This window comes from Clostridium sp. LS3 (genome assembly GCF_055330225.1).
The window spans coordinates 1,050,704-1,069,588 of record NZ_CM143921.1 but is presented as its reverse complement, the minus strand read 5'-3'; the positions used below and the strand labels follow the sequence as shown (position 1 = coordinate 1,069,588).

Annotated in this window: 18 protein-coding genes; 2 read left to right on the top strand and 16 right to left on the bottom strand. The window is 25.7% G+C overall.

Features of this window, described 5'->3' with window-relative positions; genetic code table 11:
• Window positions 1–409: 409 nt before the first annotated feature.
• From ACZJV1_RS04875 to ACZJV1_RS04835, 9 genes are all read right to left on the bottom strand, one after another.
• Complete coding sequence (locus tag ACZJV1_RS04875) at window positions 410–1,309, bottom strand: hypothetical protein (protein ID WP_460286440.1); 900 nt, start codon at window positions 1,307–1,309, stop codon at window positions 410–412.
• A gap of 80 nt (window positions 1,310–1,389) precedes the next feature.
• Window positions 1,390–3,177 carry an ABC transporter ATP-binding protein gene (locus tag ACZJV1_RS04870; protein ID WP_463651619.1) on the bottom strand — a complete coding sequence of 596 codons (1,788 nt, stop codon included), beginning with the start codon at window positions 3,175–3,177 and terminating at the stop codon, window positions 1,390–1,392.
• Complete coding sequence (locus ACZJV1_RS04865; protein WP_463651618.1) at window positions 3,177–4,904, bottom strand: ABC transporter ATP-binding protein; 1,728 nt, start codon at window positions 4,902–4,904, stop codon at window positions 3,177–3,179. Before ACZJV1_RS04865 ends, ACZJV1_RS04870 begins: the two co-directional genes overlap by 1 nt.
• A 431-nt stretch (window positions 4,905–5,335) precedes the next feature.
• Window positions 5,336–5,839, bottom strand: a complete 504-nt coding sequence (locus tag ACZJV1_RS04860; protein ID WP_463651617.1) for a GNAT family N-acetyltransferase — start codon at window positions 5,837–5,839, stop codon at window positions 5,336–5,338.
• Between the two features lie 157 nt (window positions 5,840–5,996).
• Complete coding sequence (locus tag ACZJV1_RS04855; RefSeq protein ID WP_460286436.1) at window positions 5,997–6,458, bottom strand: YdeI/OmpD-associated family protein; 462 nt, start codon at window positions 6,456–6,458, stop codon at window positions 5,997–5,999.
• A gap of 86 nt (window positions 6,459–6,544) precedes the next feature.
• Window positions 6,545–7,915, bottom strand: a complete 1,371-nt coding sequence (locus tag ACZJV1_RS04850; protein ID WP_460286434.1) for a GTP pyrophosphokinase — start codon at window positions 7,913–7,915, stop codon at window positions 6,545–6,547.
• 233 nt (window positions 7,916–8,148) lie between these two features.
• The gene (locus ACZJV1_RS04845) at window positions 8,149–10,521 is read right to left on the bottom strand and encodes an ABC transporter permease (protein ID WP_463651616.1); all 2,373 of its coding nucleotides are present in this window, start codon (window positions 10,519–10,521) and stop codon (window positions 8,149–8,151) included.
• 6 nt (window positions 10,522–10,527) lie between these two features.
• Entirely contained in the window at window positions 10,528–11,229 is a 702-nt protein-coding gene (locus ACZJV1_RS04840) for an ABC transporter ATP-binding protein (protein WP_460286432.1), read from the bottom strand.
• Window positions 11,230–11,241: 12 nt separating this feature from the next.
• Window positions 11,242–11,853 (bottom strand): TetR/AcrR family transcriptional regulator, encoded by a 612-nt coding sequence (locus ACZJV1_RS04835; RefSeq protein ID WP_460286431.1) that lies wholly within the window; start codon window positions 11,851–11,853, stop codon window positions 11,242–11,244.
• A 138-nt stretch (window positions 11,854–11,991) separates the two neighbouring features.
• On the opposite strand from ACZJV1_RS04835, the gene ACZJV1_RS04830 reads away from it, so the two are divergent.
• Window positions 11,992–12,792 carry a phosphotransferase gene (locus tag ACZJV1_RS04830; protein WP_463651615.1) on the top strand — a complete coding sequence of 267 codons (801 nt, stop codon included), beginning with the start codon at window positions 11,992–11,994 and terminating at the stop codon, window positions 12,790–12,792.
• A 130-nt stretch (window positions 12,793–12,922) separates the two neighbouring features.
• On the opposite strand, the gene ACZJV1_RS04825 is transcribed toward ACZJV1_RS04830, so the two are convergent.
• The 3 genes from ACZJV1_RS04825 to ACZJV1_RS04815 all read right to left on the bottom strand — a co-directional run bounded on the left by ACZJV1_RS04825 (window position 12,923) and on the right by ACZJV1_RS04815 (window position 14,708).
• Entirely contained in the window at window positions 12,923–13,576 is a 654-nt protein-coding gene (locus ACZJV1_RS04825; protein WP_463651614.1) for a DUF3793 family protein, read from the bottom strand.
• Between the two features lie 12 nt (window positions 13,577–13,588).
• The gene (locus ACZJV1_RS04820; RefSeq protein WP_463651613.1) at window positions 13,589–14,014 is read right to left on the bottom strand and encodes a flavodoxin; all 426 of its coding nucleotides are present in this window, start codon (window positions 14,012–14,014) and stop codon (window positions 13,589–13,591) included.
• Window positions 14,015–14,201: 187 nt separating this feature from the next.
• Window positions 14,202–14,708 (bottom strand): GNAT family N-acetyltransferase, encoded by a 507-nt coding sequence (locus tag ACZJV1_RS04815; RefSeq protein ID WP_460286428.1) that lies wholly within the window; start codon window positions 14,706–14,708, stop codon window positions 14,202–14,204.
• Between the two features lie 503 nt (window positions 14,709–15,211).
• Here ACZJV1_RS04815 and ACZJV1_RS04810 point away from each other — a divergent pair.
• Window positions 15,212–15,724, top strand: coding sequence for a ferritin (locus tag ACZJV1_RS04810; protein WP_460286427.1), 513 nt, complete (start codon window positions 15,212–15,214; stop codon window positions 15,722–15,724).
• A gap of 104 nt (window positions 15,725–15,828) precedes the next feature.
• On the opposite strand, the gene ACZJV1_RS04805 is transcribed toward ACZJV1_RS04810, so the two are convergent.
• From ACZJV1_RS04805 to ACZJV1_RS04790, 4 genes are read right to left on the bottom strand one after another with little or no spacing between them, the layout of a single operon-like run.
• Window positions 15,829–16,581: an ABC transporter permease gene (locus tag ACZJV1_RS04805; protein ID WP_463651612.1), complete on the bottom strand. Its 753-nt coding sequence runs from the start codon at window positions 16,579–16,581 to the stop codon at window positions 15,829–15,831.
• Window positions 16,578–17,330: an ABC transporter ATP-binding protein gene (locus ACZJV1_RS04800; protein WP_463651611.1), complete on the bottom strand. Its 753-nt coding sequence runs from the start codon at window positions 17,328–17,330 to the stop codon at window positions 16,578–16,580. The genes ACZJV1_RS04805 and ACZJV1_RS04800 overlap by 4 nt, the downstream gene beginning before the upstream one ends.
• Before the next feature lie 17 nt (window positions 17,331–17,347).
• Window positions 17,348–18,301 (bottom strand): ABC transporter substrate-binding protein, encoded by a 954-nt coding sequence (locus tag ACZJV1_RS04795; RefSeq protein WP_463651610.1) that lies wholly within the window; start codon window positions 18,299–18,301, stop codon window positions 17,348–17,350.
• Window positions 18,291–18,881 carry a UbiX family flavin prenyltransferase gene (locus tag ACZJV1_RS04790; protein WP_411170104.1) on the bottom strand — a complete coding sequence of 197 codons (591 nt, stop codon included), beginning with the start codon at window positions 18,879–18,881 and terminating at the stop codon, window positions 18,291–18,293. The genes ACZJV1_RS04795 and ACZJV1_RS04790 overlap by 11 nt, the downstream gene beginning before the upstream one ends.
• Between the last annotated feature and the right edge of the window lie 4 nt (window positions 18,882–18,885).

Here is an 18,885-nt window from a genome sequence, read left to right as displayed (position 1 = left end):
TATCCTCTTAATACTAATCCTCCTTTTTACTGACATAAATATATTTTATCATAAAAACTGTTATTTTTTTCATGATTTCCCATTATTAAATTAATCATATATCTAGCTATTCCCAATAATACTTTCTTTTTTGATATAGTATATTATTATTTAATAGTAGTAAACATAAAAAATGGATACATAACTGTGGTAAATGTAAAATGCTATAATAAACCCAGTAGTTAACCAATGACTCTGCCCCTGCCAAATAGGCAGTTGGTAGTTTACAATAGCTTATACTACTGGGTTTTAAAATTTAATATAATATTAAAGAGCCTGCGATTAATTACATTTACATAATTAGTCGCAGGCTCTTTAAAAATTATAATTAATCAAGAGCAGTAAAAATTACTTTATCACTCTTAATTAATTACATATCTACGTTATCCATATTTATAGCAATTGAAATAAATCTTAATAAACTAGCTAAGAACACTTTCCAAGCTGTAATTACTGGACCTTTGTCTTCATTACATCTATTCTCTAATATAGCTGTTTGCAAAGCCTTATAATTAATATCTAAAAATACTCCTGTTGAATATAGAAGTAGTAAATTTATCATTTTAGGAAAATTCTCTGTATCAATAAATTCCTTTGATTCATTAGTATTACATAATCCATCTAAAACTTTTGCTCTTAAACTATATAAATAATAAATGTATAAAAGTACAGCTAATGATATTATATAAATTGTGTCTATAGATAAATTTATTGTACATAATTGAGATAATAATGCTTCTGTAGTTGAATTAGGTGTATTATTATTATTGATAATATTACTAGCAAGTAAGGATAATAATATTATATAAACTGTATCTCTAGATAAATTTAATATATCTAATTGAGATAGTAGGTCTTCCATATTTGCATTAGGTGTATTATTAACAAGTATAGCTAATAATATTATATAAATTGTATCTCTAGATAAACCTAACATATCTAATTTAGATAATAATTCTCCTATATTTACATTAGGTGTATTATTATTGTTATTATTAGTAAGTATAACCAATAATATTATATAAATCGTATCTCTAGATAAGCCTAACATATCTAATTTAGATAATAATTCTTCTATATTTACATTAGGTGTATTATTATTGTTATCATTATTATTGTTATTATTACTACTGTTATTATTATTGTTAGCCTTCTCACTAATTTCATCTTTAGCTTTATTTTCAACTTCTACTTTACTATTTTCTTTGCAATTTAAAGTGATATATTCTTTATTACATTTTTTAGCTTTTTTAGACTTTTTAGATTTCAATATACCACCTCTAGCACATTAGTTATTTCTAGTACTAAAGTATGCATTTATTATATATAGGATACTAAATAAAGAAAATATTATTTAGTACTAGCTTCTTTATCAGCAAACTGACTGTTATATAATTTTTCATAGAATCCACCCTTTTTCATTAAATCCTCATGAGTTCCTTGTTCAATTATATTTCCATCATTCATTACTAAAATTAAATCAGCACTTCTTATAGTTGAAAGCCTATGTGCTATTACAAAGCTAGTTCTACCATTCATTATATTTCTCATGGCTTTTTGAAGTAATAATTCTAATCTTGTATCTACAGAACTTGTTGCTTCATCTAAAATTAATATAGCTGGGTCCTTTAATATAGCTCTTGCTATTGTTAAAAGCTGTTTTTCTCCTTGAGATATATTAGATGCTTCTTCATTTAAAAACATATTATATCCATCTGGAAGTGTTTTTATAAAGTGATGTACATTGGCTATTTTAGCAGCATCTATTATTTCTTCTTTTGTCGCTCCAAATCTACCGTACTCTATATTATCATAAATCCTTCCATTAAATAACCATGTATCTTGTAGAACCATCCCAAATATTGAACGTAAATCTTCACGTTTCATATCTCTTATATCTACGCCATCTATCTTTATAGTTCCACCTTGGATTTCATAAAATCTCATTAAAAGATTAATTAATGTAGTTTTTCCAGCACCTGTTGGTCCTACTATTGCAACCATTTGTCCACTCTTAACTTCTGCACTTAAATCTTCAATTAAAACTTTATCTTCACTATATCCAAACTTAACATTTTCAAATGTTACATTTCCCTTTGGATTTTCTATTTTTATTGTCTTTTCTATATCTGCTACTTCTTCCTCTTCATCTAAAAATTCAAATACTCTATAAGTAGCTGCAACTGCTGATTGTATTGCTGATGATAATTGTGTCACTTGAGATAAAGGTTGATTTATTTGCCATATATAACGTATAAAAGCTTGTAGGTTACCAACAGTTATTCCTCCACCTATTGCTGTTATTGCTCCTGTGACTCCAACAACTGCAATCCCTAAATAACTTACAAGATTAACCAATGGAGACATTATACTTGATATAAATTGAGCCTTAAATCCTGTATTGCAAAGTTCTTCATTTGTTTCCATAAATTCTTTTAGCGCATCATCTTGTTTTCCATATAACTTAATCTCATTAAATCCAGTGTACATTTCTTGTACTTTACCATTTAATTTACCTAATGCTTTTTGTTGCTTATTAAATAAGTTTTGTGACTTACTTACTATAACTTTTGTAATTAAAATACTTAACGGAATTATAACTGTAGCTAAAAGTGCAAGCTTTACATTTATTGAATACATCATTATAAGTGCTAAACTTAATGATAAAAATGCATTAACCACCTGAATAAAACTTTGTTGTAATGCATTAGAAATTGTATCTACATCATTTGTTATACGACTTAAAACATCTCCATAGCTATTATTATCAAAATATCTTATAGGAAGTCTACTTATTTTATTTTGTACTGCATCTCTTATATCCTTCATTGTATTTTGAATCGCATTCGTTAATAAAAAACTTGCTATAAATGTAGATCCTGCACTACTTATATAAACTCCGAATAATAAAATTAAAACTTTAATAATATAATCAAAATTAACTGAAGCTCCTTTAGTACCCTTTATGATTAATTCAAAATCTTTTGTTAATTGTGTAATAATTAATCCCTCTGTTCTTGGAGCTAATGCTACAAATATAGCTGCTGATATAATAAACAGTATTGCTCCTCCAAATGACCATTTATAGTTTTTTATAAAAGGAGTAATCTTTTTTACTACTAATTTAAATTTCTTCATTACGCAAGCTCCTCCTCTGTAAGTTGTGATAATGCTATTTCATGATAAATTTCACAAGTCTTAAGAAGATCCTTATGAGTACCAATCCCTACTACTTCTCCTTCATTTAGTACAATTATCTTATCTGCATCCATTATTGATCCTATTCTTTGAGCAACAATTAAAACTACTGAATTCTTAGTTTCAGACTTAAGTCTTTTTCTTAAAACAGCATCTGTTTTAAAATCTAAAGCAGAAAAGCTATCATCAAATATATAAATTTCTGGTTTTCTAACTAATGCTCTTGCTATTGAAAGTCTTTGCTTTTGTCCTCCTGATACATTTGATCCACCTTCACTTATTAACTCATCAAACTTTTTAGGTTTTCTAGAAATAAAATCATAAGCTTGTGCAATCTTTGCAGAATATTCTATTTCACCTGTATCAGCATTTTTCTTACCAAACTTAATATTACTTGCTATACTTCCTGTAAATAAAAGAGTTTTTTGAGGTATAAATCCAATCTTCTTACGTAAAGCTTTCAAATCATAATCTCTTACGTCTACTCCATCAATTTTAATACTACCTTGTGTGACATCATAAAATCTTGGAATAAGATTAATTAATGTACTCTTACCACTACCTGTGCTACCAATAAAGGCAATTGTTTCTCCCTTTTTAGCCTTAAAGGAAATATCTTTAAGTACAGCCGCTTCACCATTTGGATATACAAATGATACATTATCAAACTCCACTAAACCTTTTATATCAGTTTCCTTAACTCCATTTTCTGGACTCTTTATTATAGGATCTTCATCTAATATTTCTTGAATTCTATTAGCTGAAACTTGAGCTTTAGGATACATTATAAACACCATTGAAAATAGCATAATTGAAAACATAGCATGAAATAAATACTCAATAAATGCTACTAATTGTCCAACTTGAAGAGTTTCTGCATTTATCATCTTACTTGATACCCAAAATATCGCTATTATTGCTAGGTTAAGAAGGAAAAAGAACATTGGTTGAGATATAGCCATAAGCTTGTTAAGCTTCTTTGAAACCTCTGCATATAAATTATTTGTTCCACTAAATCTTTCACCTTCATACTTATCATTTCCAAAAGCTCTTATAACTCTTATACCTGTTAAATTTTCTCTTGATATTCTATTTAACTTATCTAGTCTATTTTGCTGAGCTTCTGATAAAGGCTCTGAAATCTTTGCAATAATTATAACTCCACCTATTATAAATGGGATTGTTATAGCTAGTACTATAGATAATGAGAGACTTGTTCTAAGTATCATTACTAAACTAATTGTAAACATTACTGGTGTTATTAATGCCATTCTTAATAGAGTATTAGTAAATTGAAGTAGTACAAAAGCATCATTTGTTGTTCTTGTTATCATTGATGATACCCCAAATTTATCATACTCAGTGTGTGAAAATTCTTGAGACTTTTTAAAGATATCATTTCTAATATCTCTTGTTATTCCAGTTGAAATTCTTGCTGAACAAAAGCCTAAAAGTATTGTTCCAAGGACACCTATAACTGAAATAATTGCAATAATTAGTCCCATTCTTTTTATATAATTTATATCGCTGTTTACTATTCCTTTATCTATAACTTTTGCCATTATAGTTGGTATTCCAAGTTCAACTAAAGCAAAGCCAAAGACAGATATAATATTTAATATAAGAAGCGTCTTATAATTTTTTAGATACTTTAATATTAATTTCATTGCTGTGAATCACTCCTTTTCTTTAACAAATAAAATAAAAAATGAAATAAACAGACTATAGTACTATTATTTCATCACTTAAAGAACTATATGTAATTATATTGCTATAGTTTATTACCGAACTTTATTTACGCATTACTTTTAGAAATTAGCCTTAGAATTCTTTTAATTGGATTATATTCCTATAATCATGACATTTCTAAACTTAGAAAATATAAGATAAACTTTTCAAAAGATGCTTTGAGAAATACTATATGTTAATTGTTTATTAGTTAGAAGAATATATTATTTCCTCTTTTAACTATATATTCAATTTTTTCATTACATTGTAACATAGGTTAAAATAAAAATCCATATTATTTAATATAGATTTTTATCTTATGATTTTATATTATATCGTGAATTATAATTTAATTCTATATTTAAAATAATTAGATCTCTTTTTCAAAAGCAATTCTTTTACTATTATCTAACACATAAACAATACCACAATATTTAAAGTTATTTCTTTCTAATAATTTCTGCATAGCTAAATTATCTTCATGGGTATCTATTTTTATACTTTTTATATCTTTAGATAAACAAATTTCTTCTGCTTTTTTAATTATTTCTGTTCCAATTCCTTTTATTTTTGCTTTTTTAGAAATTGCTATTCTATGAATAACTGCATATCTTCCATTAGAAATCCATTTTCCTTCATAAATTGCATCGTAAGTTTTTTCTCCATCAAAAGATATTGCTGCCGTACCTATGATTTCATTATTTTCCTCTAAAACATAGCTACATTCACTCCCTATGTCCTCCAAAACAGATTCTTCATTTGGATATCCTTGTTGCCACTGATCAACTTTATTTTCATTTAAAAATCTCTTAGCTTCATTAATAATTTCCATTATGCATTTTAAATCATTTTTTGTTGATTTTCTTAACTTCATTATCTTGATCTTCTCCTTAACATCGAATCTATTAATTAGTATTATATAACAACAATTATCATTTCTATAATAATATTTATAATTAAATTTAGCAAATCATTATTATATAAAATAATTAACAAGAAAAATCCATAGCGTTCACCATGGATTTTTACTCTTATAGTTTTATATTATTCTCAAGCTTTTCTATAGCTTCTTCTATCCTTTTAATCTTTGTTTCTTCTTTTTTAGCAGATGTTATCCATTGAAAGTATTTTCTTTTGTTTGAATATGATAAACTTTCATAGAATTTATATGCCTCTTTATTTAACTTAAGTCTTTCTTCAAACTCAATTGGTAATTCTATTACTCTTTCATCTTCATCCTTTTCTATCTCAACACTTATAACATCTCCATGAGTCTTTCCTATTTTATTTCTTATTTCTTTTGTAATTCCTATCATATAACAAGGTAACCCCATTTTTACTATAGAACCTCTATACTCTATACTATCAAACTTTGCTTTAACCTTTACTCTTTTTGCTCCAAATTCATGTTCAACATCTAAAGGTATTTCTATATATGTAGCATCTTTTCCTTCATGCTTTTTTAATTCTGCTTCAAATTTATATTTTTTCATAGTTCCTCCTAGGTTCTATAATAATTATATTTTATATAATTTTTTTATTCTAAAAGTACTTTATTTAATATAATAAACTTCTATATTTATATTCTAGAAACAATATCTAGTCGTAACTTATTTAAGTAATCATCCTTTACTGCTTCCCATTCTATATATGACTTTATATTTTCTTGTATTAAATCAACTGATTTATTTATAGCCTTATTTACTACCATTATATTACTATCATATATAAATTTTATAGAATCTACCTCTCTAAAACTTAATGCTATTTCTTTCATAAATAAGTTTTTTATATCCTGTGCTTCTTCTTTTTTAAATAACAAATATAAATTTGAAAGCTTAGTACTTTCATAAAATCTATTTTCAATGAAATTTATAAAGTTTTCAAAATCCTCAGAATTATTTCCAAGTTCAATTTCAAATAGTATTCTAAAAAATAAATTCCATTTAAAATCACTATTTATTGACTTTAATATTGTATTACCTATAATATTACAAAAATCACTTTCAAAATGTAAATCCCTCTCAAACTTTAATTCAGTGTTGAAGCTAACATCATTTGTGCTAATATCATTTAATCTAGCTAATGTCTTTATTAAGGTTTCACTATAATCCTCTAATTTTTTAGCGTTATTTGTTCTAAAAATATATTTCATTATAGTATCACAAGATTCTCTAAAATCTATGATAAATCCAATATCATTTTTCATCTTTCTTGAATAAATATCATAAATTATTTTGGAAAGAAGCTTTTCTAATTGTTCTTTTCTAGCTTCAGGGTTAATAGAGTTTACTTTATTAAATTGATTATCTACTGCAAGAAGTTGTCTATCTATCATATAAAGATTTTCCTTTATAGACAACATTATATTTTTTATAAATTCATCACCTAACATATAATTATTATTTTTATATATTACTTTGTGCTCTATTTCTCCCCAAAATATGTTAACAAGAGATTTAATTTGTAACTCAAATTTAATACTTCTGTTATTATGCTGATACAGTCCATCTATTCTATATATTCCAAAACCATTTTTCTGCTTTTGTGGTTGTTTACTTTCTAGCTCTAGTCTTATATTATCATTATCATCATTATAAAAATATCCTTTTAAATCCTTTATATTGAAGTGTTTTTTTAACATTTTATGTATTGTCTTTTCATCTTCAATAAATCTACATTCAATTCTAACCCCCACTAGATCTGAAAGATTTGATATAAATTCCTCCGAATTCTTATACTTTTTATAATAACTATTTCTTAATATTTTTTCCCTTAAACTTGTTGTTGATTTTACTCTTGAATTTATATTTAAATATCCTTCATTATAGTCTTCTAATACCTTTGCAAAATATGATTCTATATCCTTACTTATTTCTTCTAGTTCACTTCCTAAATCTTCTAAAGACGCAGTAACATTCTCAACAAAATTAAATAATTCTAATTCCATTAAACTCCTCCTAATTTGTTTTAAAATTCTATTTTAATGTTCAAGATTACATAATATGTTTCTAATTTATTTATAAAAAAATAATTTCTATTATGCTTACATTATATCATGAATATTGCATATTTTTTAATGATATAATTTTATCATTAATGTTTTATTAACTAAATATATTATTTTAATTAATATAAAAAGAGCTGAATAACTCCAGCTCTTTACTAATTAATAAATTACATCTATTCCCTATATTCTTTCAAAATCTCTTGCAAAGCAATTTTATTTATTTTTCTTTTAGCTCCGTAGCTTCCTATTAAAAATATTAAAATAACTATTAATAACCCAACTACTCCATGCCAGGCCTTAAATTCAAGTGGCATTACCATATTAAATCCTGTGGCTAGATAATCCACGAAGAAATTCATTGATGCTATGGTTATTGGAATACTTATTAAAAATGCTATTATTGAATATCCTAAATAGCTATTTAATATCATTGAATTGACTTCTTTTTTGGTATATCCCATTACTTTTAATAATGATATATTATAATAATTATCTTCTACTGATAGTGAAGTCAATATTGAAAGAATTATTGCAGCCATAAATATTGCTGATAATAACATTCCTCCAATAGCTACAATGACAAATTTTTGCATTGATGCTGCTTGATCTATTATATCTTGCTTATTTGTCACAGTTAAATAATCCTTCTTGTCTAGAGAATCTTTCGAATATACACCATTAAATAAACTTGAATCCTTATTGTCTGATATTATATTACTTAGCTTTTCCCTATCTATATATATGGTAGAACTACTGTAGTCATCCGCTATTTCTTTTATTTCAAATGTATAGTCTTTATTATTAATATTTATTGTTATTTCATCTCCAATTTTCTTTTTGTTAAACATTTGAAAACTCTTTGTTACTATAATTCCATCTTTTATTTCTTCAGTAACATCCTTATCTTTTTTATTATATAATCTAAATAACTTACCCTTTATATCTATCCCCTTAACTTCAACTGATTTATCTTCGTATTTTATCGATGGTAATGTTAAATATTTTTCATCATCATTATTTGTCTTTGGAAGTTCTTTTGTTATATCAACTATCCCATCGTACTTATATTCCTGGATTTTATAATTATCCATAGTCATTTTACCCATAAAATCTGGCATAGTTAAACTAAACATAATCATAACTGATGAAGAAATTACACCTATTAAAAACACTATAAATTTTCCATAATCTCTTAGTAAGAAAGAATATTTAAATTTAGTTGTAGCTTTTGCCTTATTTAATATTTTATCTGCTATTTTATTTAGTTTATTAATGCCTTCACTTTTACCAACTCTTAATAAATCTAAAGGTCTTGTTTTAAGCATTCTCATAATTATTAAAAAGGATAATGAGAATATACAAATAAATGGAACTAATATTGAATAAATTAATGACTCATAAGCAAAAACCATTTCTTCATGTGGGAATAAATAAAACACTGAATAAAACTCTTTTAATGGCTCACTTATAAAAAACCCTAAAACAGCTCCTAATAATAAAGTAGGCAATGAAATTATAGTTATCATTATTAAATATGGCTTTGCTATTTCTCTTTTTCTATATCCCAAAGCCTTCATTATACCTATTTGACCTTTTTCTCCATTTATAATTTTATATAAAATTATTGATACAATAATTATCGCAATAAATGCAATACCAGAACTCATACTTACAGTTGCAACTTTACCTGCTTTTACCTCTTCATAAATTGCTCCACTTCTCATGGTTTCCTTAGTTAAATTTATATTAGTTATAAACCCAAGGCTATTATCATCCCTATAAGTTTCAATTACATCTTTCTTAAAATTTTCTGTATCAAAATTTTTATTACCTTTACCAGATAGCCTTATCTCTTCTTTTCCTTCTAGGTTATAAAATTCATCATTTGATACTAAAGCTAATGATATTGTTTTTGCATCTAATATAAAATCCGTTCCAAACATAGGTAATGTGTAATCTGGAAAAAGCACATAACCTACAATCTCATACTTCTTATTATTTATTTCTATAGTATCCCCTATAGCTAAATTATTCATTTGGGCAAAAACTCTTGTTAAAGCTATTTCATTTTTACTTTCTGGCTTTTTTCCCTCTTCTATTTTTGATTTGTTTATATTTTCTGAATCCTTTAAAAATCTAAGCTTTACTGAAGTGCTGTTAAGATTAAAGGTTACATCTTTTCCTTCTCTCGTCTCTAAATCATACCCCTCATATCTATCATTTAAACTCTTAATTCTATTGTCTAATATTTTGTAAAAACTATCTTTATCAATTGCTTTTAAGTTAGTTAATGTAGTTATAGGGTTTATTCGCAAATTTTCTTTTATTAATTCTTCATACTCTTCGGCTGTTAATGAGTTTATCATATCTATAGAAAAATCCTCTTGATTTCCTTCAGTAAGATATTTATCTATGGTGTTTTGCATTGTTTCCATTGTATTAAACATAGCTGTAAATAAAAATGAGCTTAAGAAAATAATTATACAAACACCTAAAAATTGAAATTTCTTTTTCTTAAATAACTGTAAGGTATTCTTAAATAGCATAATTATCTACCCCCATATAATTTCAGATGGATTTATCTTTTCTTTATTTATAACTGTCTCTACTATTTCTCCTGAATTCATTTTTATAACTTTATCAGCCATCTTAGAAATTCCCGTATTATGTGTAATCATAACTACAGTTGTTTTGTAGTCTTTATTCATTTCTTGAAGCAACTTTAATACTTCTTTTGCAGTCTTTTCATCTAAAGCTCCTGTTGGTTCATCACAAAATAAAATCTTTGGGTTTTTAACTATACTTCTTGCGATAGAGACTCTTTGTTGTTGTCCTCCTGATAATTGTGATGGGTATTTATTTTTCTCATTTGTTAGTGATACCTTTTCTATAATTTCATCTATATTTATTGGATTTTCACTTAAATTCGCTCCAATATCTATATTTTCTCTAACTGTTAAATTTTGAAGCAAATTATACTGTTGAAATATAAAGCCTAAATATTTTCTTCTAAATAAAGTTAACTTTTCTGTATTATAGCCTGAAATACATTCATCTTTAAAGTTTATTTTTCCTGATGTTACTGTATCGAGTCCACTAATTACATTAAGTAATGTACTTTTTCCGCTTCCACTTGGCCCTAGAATAACTATAAAATCCCCTTCTTCAATATTCATAGAAACATTTTTTAAAGCATAGGTTTCTACTTCACCTGCTTTATATATCTTGGTTACATCTTTTAATGATAATAACATACTTTTCACCTCTTACTTATATACTAATTCCTTTATAAAGTTTAAATACTTATTGGACTCTTTAATTATTTTTTCAAGATCTTTAATCATTTGTTCTTGATTGTTTTTATATTTTCTAGATATTTTTTCTGATAAACCATTCATTGTTAAAAGTATTGTACTAAGAGTCATTTCTATATCTATTCCATCTTTAAATTTTGAGTAATCAACATTTGTAGTCATTAACTCAAAAAACATCTTTGAATATTTTTCATATTTTATAGAAAACTTATCTTTAATATCCTCATCTGCCTCTGTAAAAGCCTGAATAATCAACTTATTTTCATTTGGATACTTTAAAAATATATTTAACTTTATCTTTTGTATTTCCTTTATTTTCTCAAATATATCAGTACTTTTTATATTTAATTCCTCTTCAATAGTAATACCAATATCATTTAAAGTTTTTTCAACTACAAATAGATATAAGTTTCTTTTATTTTTAACATAATTGAATAGCGTACCTTTAGAAAATCCACATTCCTTTACAATATTATTAGTTGATGCTAATTCATATCCCTTTTCAGCAAATTCTTTCAAGGATACTTCATAAATAAGTTCCTCTTTATCCTTAGGTATATTCATCACTTCACCCCTCCTCCAATATTTAATTATCATAATTATATACCTCCATGACCACATGGTCAATGACTTTTAAAAAATATTATATCCTATATTTAAATAATGATATAATACTTTTAGTAATCTTTTAAGGAGATAGAAATGAGTACTTTTTTAAAAAATAATGAACTTACTAAATTAGGAGGACTTAATAATTCAAATTACTTATTGAAGTCTAATAATAAAAAATACGTTTTAAGAATACCTGGTAAAGACAATAAAAATAATTTTTACTATGAAAATTCTATACTAAATTTAGTCCAACCACTAAATATTTGCCCAGATATAATCTATCATAGTAAAGATAACGGAATTCTCATAAGTAAATTTATAGAAAGTTCTCAAATCAGCATAGATATTTATAATTCAAAAAGCTTTCTAAATACTTTAACCTTTACATTAAAAAAATTACATAATTTAGAATATAATAATAATTTTAATCCATTTGAAGTTATTGAAAATAATATAAACTTTTTAATTAATGATAAATTTGATTTCAATCATAACATAAATCAAATATTGAAGAAATTAAAATATCTTGAAAAGAAATTAACTAAAGAAATAACTTATGGATTGTGCCATAACGACTTAAATATTTCTAATATTTTGTACTCTAATGAAAAAGTTTATTTTATAGACTTTGAATTTTCTGGGATGGGTGATATATTCTTTGATTTAGCAACCTTATCCTGGTTTTTGAATGAAGATATGAAAGTTAAATTACTTAAAAATTATTTTGGATATTACTCATTAGAACACAAAGAAAAGTTAGAAGAGTATCTATTTATAGTTAAACTTTGGAATGCAACTTGGAGTTTTATTAAATCAATTAATTCAAATTTAGATTATGATTATAAACTTGGCGGGAACATGATATTAGACGATTTAATGAATTCAATATAGATATTTTACTATACTATTATGAAAATAATTAGGAACCCTAAATTATTTAAGGTTCCTACATGATGAGAAAAATTTTATATATTTATATTGTAAGTAAAAATATATCCCGAAATTTTTTTAAGAAGATTTTTTATCCAAATACTATTTTTTGATTTTTTTCAAATTTATCTTTTAATATATTAGATAAATTAATATGTCTATTACCAATTAATATATTTTCAGCTGTATGCTCTTTTACTTTATCAAAAAGAGCAAATACAGTCTTTGCTTTATTGCACTCATTATAAACTTTCCAATATCCACAAGCTAAGCACTTTTTTTCAGTACATTCCATAAAATCTTTTACATCTTCTAATGGATATCCTAAAAATATCCCAAGCTCATGTGGACAATTGTATATACTATATCTTTCTTTTAATTTTTGTAATACCTCTTTTATATTAAAGCAATTTTCATAACCAATAGAACCTAAGAAATTTAAATTTTTATAATTACTTATTACCTTTTTAAGCAATTCTTCACTATATATAAAAATAATTAATGCTTTATCATTTTCCCTTAGTTCAATATAATTCAGCCCTAATTTTTTCAGATATTCTTCTCCATAGGTATTCCATAAAAAATATGTTTTCTTATTATTATTTTTAAATAAATTTAAAGTAATTGATGGTTTTAGTTTCGCACTTATTAAAGCAACATTATAAGATATGAAATTTTCTATATATTCCTTATCCTCCATTCTGTTTAATAATTTATAAAGACTATCAACTTTACTAACCATCATTTACTCCTCCAGTTATTTGTTAAGCTTATATATTTGTCTTCCGTATTCTACACACTTTTCTTCATCTTCACCTTCTGGTAGGTAATTAACTATTAATGATTCTAAAGGTAATATACCTCCTGATGCTTGAACTCTCTCTTCAAAACTTGCCATCCATTCTCCTGTTCCCCAACCATAAGATCCAAATAAAGCTACTTTCTTATCATTTAAATCTTTTTCTATCGATTCAAAGAAAGGTAAAAATTCACCTTCTTCAAGTTCCTCATCTCCCATAGAAGGACATCCTAATATAAGAATATCTTCATTAACTATTGAATTTACATCTTTAGATGATATATTTATTAGTTCTCCCATACCACCTTCCTCATTAATTCCCTTTAAAATTAAATTTGCCATAGCCTCAGTATTTCCAGTACCACTCCAATAAATAATTTTCATATAGTCTCCTCCTTTTATTTGAGAATGATTATCATTATTATATTTATATAATATACTGCTTCCCAAATAAAGTCAATATATTTTTTATATTTTGCATTTATTTGAAATATAAAGAGTCTGTTTATGAAAATATTTATAAATCTTCATAAACAGACTCTTTAATGTTTAAATATAAGCTAAAATAGCCTTATGCAGCTATTTTCCAAAACTCTTCCATATTAATATGATATTCGATTTCCCTTTCAAGCTCTTTTACTTGCTTAAATCCAATACCTTTAAAAAGATTTTGAGATCTTTTATTAGCTTTTTTTATTTTAGCAACAACTCTATCTGCTCTCATATCAAAAAAAGCTACTTTTAAAGCTTCTACCACTGCATTGTGTCCTATTCCTTTACCCCATAATTCCTTTTCACCTACTGCAATAACTATTTCTACTAATTCATTTTTCGGTACTAATCTTAAAAATCCTACTGTTCCATATATATTTTTAATAGTAAAAAATCTACAATTATTATTAAATAAATGAGTTAAAATAGGCATATTAATTCTATTTATAACGTTAATTAGATTGCTTTTAACATTAGCATCTTCATTTAAATGACTAATTACTTCCTCATCACTAAGCCAATTGCATATTTTTTCCGCATCAGATCTATACACTTCTTGACTTAGATTAATACTACTTACTTCCACAAAGTACAACTCCTTAGTTATATTTATAAATCTATAAAACTTTATAAATTAATTATTACTAGTAATACTCATATATTACTATCATTATCTATATAAGTAAAAAACACTATCTTCTGTTACTTACATTTAACTCATTTTTTATATCCTTATCTTTATTTTCTAGCATTTTATCAATCAACTTATATTTCCCATTTTTAGTATTTTATTTCCATTTAAAGTTATTAAAAGTATTTTTCTGTAATTTTGTCTTTATAAATTTTATTAATCATATTATTTTTTATATTCTTGTATTTAACCATATTAAACTTCTAATCCTATATAATTGGAATTATTAAGGTATTATTCGTCTTAAGAAAGTCAATATTAATAGTATTATATAGAAGATTAGTATATAATAAGATTTATAATAAAATTTTGGATTTAATAGAAAATTAGTTAAATTTGTTTACATAAATAAATTTATATAAATTAAAAATTCTAATTTAAATTATAGGAGGAAACAAATGTTAAGTGAAAATCTATTAAATAATCTTAATGAACAAGTTAATTTTGAATTTTATTCATCTTATACTTACTTATCTATGTCTGCTTATGCTGAATCAATTGATTTAAGTGGATTTGCTAATTTTTTTAGAGTTCAAGCTCAGGAGGAACTAGCTCATGCTATGAAGTTATATGATTATATTTTTCAAAAAAATGGTGTAGTTAAACTAAAAGAGGTTCCACAACCTGAAGGAAACTATGATAACATTATTGATTTATTTGAAAAAGGTTATGAACATGAACAGTTAGTAACTAAGAAAATTTACCAACTAGCTGACATTGCTCTTGAAGAAAAGGAACATGCAACAATTAGTTTACTTAAATGGTTTATCGATGAACAAGTTGAAGAAGAAAATAATTTCAACTCATTTTTAAAGAAAGTTAGAAGATCTGATGGAAATCCTGCAGCTATATATATGTTGGATGAAGAACTTGCGAAAAGAGTTTATACACCTCCAACAACTACTGCATAAATAATCTAAACCTCAGATAAAAAACCTCATGAGTTAATTAACTCATGAGGTTTTTAATTGTATCAAAGAATTTGTGAATTAATAGATATTATTAACTTTTAAAATCATATATCTCTAACTTTCCATCTACATACTATATCTTCAATACAGTCTACTAAAATAAATAATATTAATCCTAAAAAACTTAAAATTACTATAGCTGCATACATATCTATATAATCAATTCTTGTCCATGCATCTTGTATAAAATAACCTACTCCAACTTTTGTTCCATAAGCTTCTACAAAAAATAAAATTGAAAAAGCTGTACCTATAGCTACTCTAACATTAGTTAATATATCTGGTAATATTGCTGGAATAGTTACATGGCGAATTAATTGAAACTTTGTTGCCCCTAAACTGATTAATGGATTATAATTTTCATTTATTATATTTGATACTGCATCTCTTACTGATACTATTACTTGAAAAACAGTTATTAAAACTATCAATGTTATCTTCGATCCATCTCCAAGCCCATATATAGTCATAATCACTGGTAATAAAGCAGTTTTAGGAATGGGATAAGTAAAATATATTAATGGGTTTAATAATTTATCTACTTTCTTTGAATATCCCATTAGTATTCCTAATGTAATTCCAATAGCAAAGGATATTAATAGTCCTATAGACACTCTATATAAACTCGCTAGTATATGTGTATAAAACCTTTCTTTAAAAAGCTCAGGTATATAAATATATATTTCATGTGGCTTAGGCACAATTCTTGAATTCATAACCATGCTAAAAATATACCAAAGTACATTTAATATTATAAATCCCTTAATAAATACACCAATCTTTTTTAGTGCTCTCACTTATCCCAGCCCCTTTTCACCATATTTTTTATATGTGAAAATAATCTTGAATAGTCTTTATCTTCTTTATAATTTTTATTATTAAAAAGTGTATTATCTATTACTTCGATAATTTCCCCTGGAGTGTTAGACATTACAATTATTTTTTTACCCATATATAAAGCTTCATCTATGCTATGAGTCACAAAAAATGTAGTCATTTTATTTTCATTCCAAATGTCTAGAAATAATTCTTGTGCCTCATCCCTTATAATAGCGTCTAAAGCTGAAAAAGCCTCATCCATTAGAAGTAAATCTGGCTTCATCAAAAAGCTTCTTACTATTGAAACTCTTTGTCTTTGCCCTCCACTTAATTCTCTTGGAAATCTATTTTCCAATCCATTTATGTTCAATCTTTTCATCATTGTATTCATTTTTTCTATAGTTTCACTATTAATTTTTTCACCTCTTATTTTAAAAGACAAAAGACAATTTTCTTTTACTGTTTTCCAAGGTAAAAGCCCAAAATTTTGAGGAATAAGTCCAATTTTATGAATATGAGGGTTAAGCTCTTCTTTATCTAGAAGAACCTCTCCCTCATACTTTTTTATTATCCCCGATAGTACATTAAGTAATGTGGTTTTACCACAGCCTGAAGGGCCTATTATTGCACATATATCATCACTTTCAGCCTTAAAACTTATAGATTCTAAAGCTTTGACTTTTTCTTTGGATTCATAGAAAACAGATATATTTTTTATCTGTATCATAAAAATTCCTCCACAAACTACTTAACCGCTATATCACTCATTACATCTTTAGCTTTTAGATCTTTTTCTATTATTCCATTAGATTTTGACCAATCTAATACTTCTTGAACCTTTTCTTCTGCTGGTAAATAATTTTTATTAAATTCAGGTAACTCAATGTTCCCCTTCATATCTTCTGAATATCCAACTGTTGATATAATCAAATCTTCATATTTACTTATATCATTACTACTAATATAATCTATTGCCTTGTCATAAGCCTTATAAAAATTCTTTATAGCTTCAGACTTTTCATCTATAACACCTTGTAAAAATGCAGTAGTTGAAATCATTATATCTTTATTATATATTTTAACTATTTCTTTTCCACCATCTGCAATTGCTTTATCATTAAATGGTGCTGGCAATATAGCTGCATCTATTTGATTATTTTTAAGTGCTTCTAATCTTGCTGGCATTGCTGGTATTGCCACTTTTTCAACTGTATTAGCATCTATTCCATTCTTACTTGTTATATAATAAGCTAAGTAATCAATCATAGTACGCTCTGATATTCCAATTTTCTTTCCTTTTATATCATTTATAGAGTTAACCCCAGAATCTTTTCCAGATACTAAAGTCCAGTAACCATTAGTTGTTCCTGTAATTTTCATATCTATTCCTGAATTTTGATAAATAGAAATAGCTACTTCATCACATAATACTCCATCTAATTCTTTCGCTTGAAGTGCTGCATCTCTATCTTTGGCTGCTTTAAATATTTGAAGATCTAAATCTACTCCTAATTCATCAAAGTATCCATTTTCTTTTGCTATTACTAATGGTACAGCATCAATAGATCCCATTACACCTACTCTTAGCTTAACCTTTTCTTTTGTTTCTTTTGGAGTTTCAGCTTTGTTTCCACAAGCCACTATAGCTGTTGATAAAACCATTGCCATAGCTAAACTTAATATTTTTTTAATTTTCATTAGATTTGTCCTCCCACTTGTTGAATAGTTTATTATTTATATTAAGATAATCTAATATCTTTCCGATTAAAAAGTCTACCAAATCATTCATTGAAGTTGGATGATGATAAAATCCTGGCATTGCAGGGATTATTCCAACTCCAAGTTTTGATAATCTAAGCATGTTTTCTAGATGTATTGAATTAAGAGGGGTTTCTCTTGGAACTATTATAAGCTTTCTTCCCTCTTTTAAAGCTACATCTGCTGCTCTGCATAATAAATTTTTAGATAATCCATGACTTATTTCAGCTAATGTTCCCATAGAGCATGGTAATATTATTACTGCATCATATTTATTAGACCCACTAGCTACCCCTGCAAATAGATTATTATTATCTTCAAGCTTTACATTTTTATAATCTTTTGTTAATTCTTTAACCCATGAGTCTAAATCTAAAGCTAGCTCATACTTAAATACTTGTCTCCCTTTTTCTGTGGCTACAATATTTACATAAATTTCTTCATTTAATAACACTTCTATTAACCTTTTAGCGTATATGCTTCCACTTGCTCCAGTAATTCCAACAACTATTTTTTTCATGTTT

Bases quoted from the DNA above. Each gene is read 5' to 3' on its own strand.
- ACZJV1_RS04870 (WP_463651619.1), bottom strand. From the start codon at position 3,177: ATGAAGAAATTTAAATTAGTAGTAAAAAAGATTACTCCTTTTATAAAA.
- ACZJV1_RS04865 (WP_463651618.1), bottom strand. From the start codon at position 4,904: ATGAAATTAATATTAAAGTATCTAAAAAATTATAAGACGCTTCTTATA.
- ACZJV1_RS04860 (WP_463651617.1), bottom strand. From the start codon at position 5,839: ATGAAGTTAAGAAAATCAACAAAAAATGATTTAAAATGCATAATGGAA.
- ACZJV1_RS04855 (WP_460286436.1), bottom strand. From the start codon at position 6,458: ATGAAAAAATATAAATTTGAAGCAGAATTAAAAAAGCATGAAGGAAAA.
- ACZJV1_RS04850 (WP_460286434.1), bottom strand. From the start codon at position 7,915: ATGGAATTAGAATTATTTAATTTTGTTGAGAATGTTACTGCGTCTTTA.
- ACZJV1_RS04845 (WP_463651616.1), bottom strand. From the start codon at position 10,521: ATGCTATTTAAGAATACCTTACAGTTATTTAAGAAAAAGAAATTTCAA.
- ACZJV1_RS04840 (WP_460286432.1), bottom strand. From the start codon at position 11,229: ATGTTATTATCATTAAAAGATGTAACCAAGATATATAAAGCAGGTGAA.
- ACZJV1_RS04835 (WP_460286431.1), bottom strand. From the start codon at position 11,853: ATGAATATACCTAAGGATAAAGAGGAACTTATTTATGAAGTATCCTTG.
- ACZJV1_RS04830 (WP_463651615.1), top strand. From the start codon at position 11,992: ATGAGTACTTTTTTAAAAAATAATGAACTTACTAAATTAGGAGGACTT.
- ACZJV1_RS04825 (WP_463651614.1), bottom strand. From the start codon at position 13,576: ATGATGGTTAGTAAAGTTGATAGTCTTTATAAATTATTAAACAGAATG.
- ACZJV1_RS04820 (WP_463651613.1), bottom strand. From the start codon at position 14,014: ATGAAAATTATTTATTGGAGTGGTACTGGAAATACTGAGGCTATGGCA.
- ACZJV1_RS04810 (WP_460286427.1), top strand. From the start codon at position 15,212: ATGTTAAGTGAAAATCTATTAAATAATCTTAATGAACAAGTTAATTTT.
- ACZJV1_RS04800 (WP_463651611.1), bottom strand. From the start codon at position 17,330: ATGATACAGATAAAAAATATATCTGTTTTCTATGAATCCAAAGAAAAA.
- ACZJV1_RS04795 (WP_463651610.1), bottom strand. From the start codon at position 18,301: ATGAAAATTAAAAAAATATTAAGTTTAGCTATGGCAATGGTTTTATCA.
- ACZJV1_RS04790 (WP_411170104.1), bottom strand. From the start codon at position 18,881: ATGAAAAAAATAGTTGTTGGAATTACTGGAGCAAGTGGAAGCATATAC.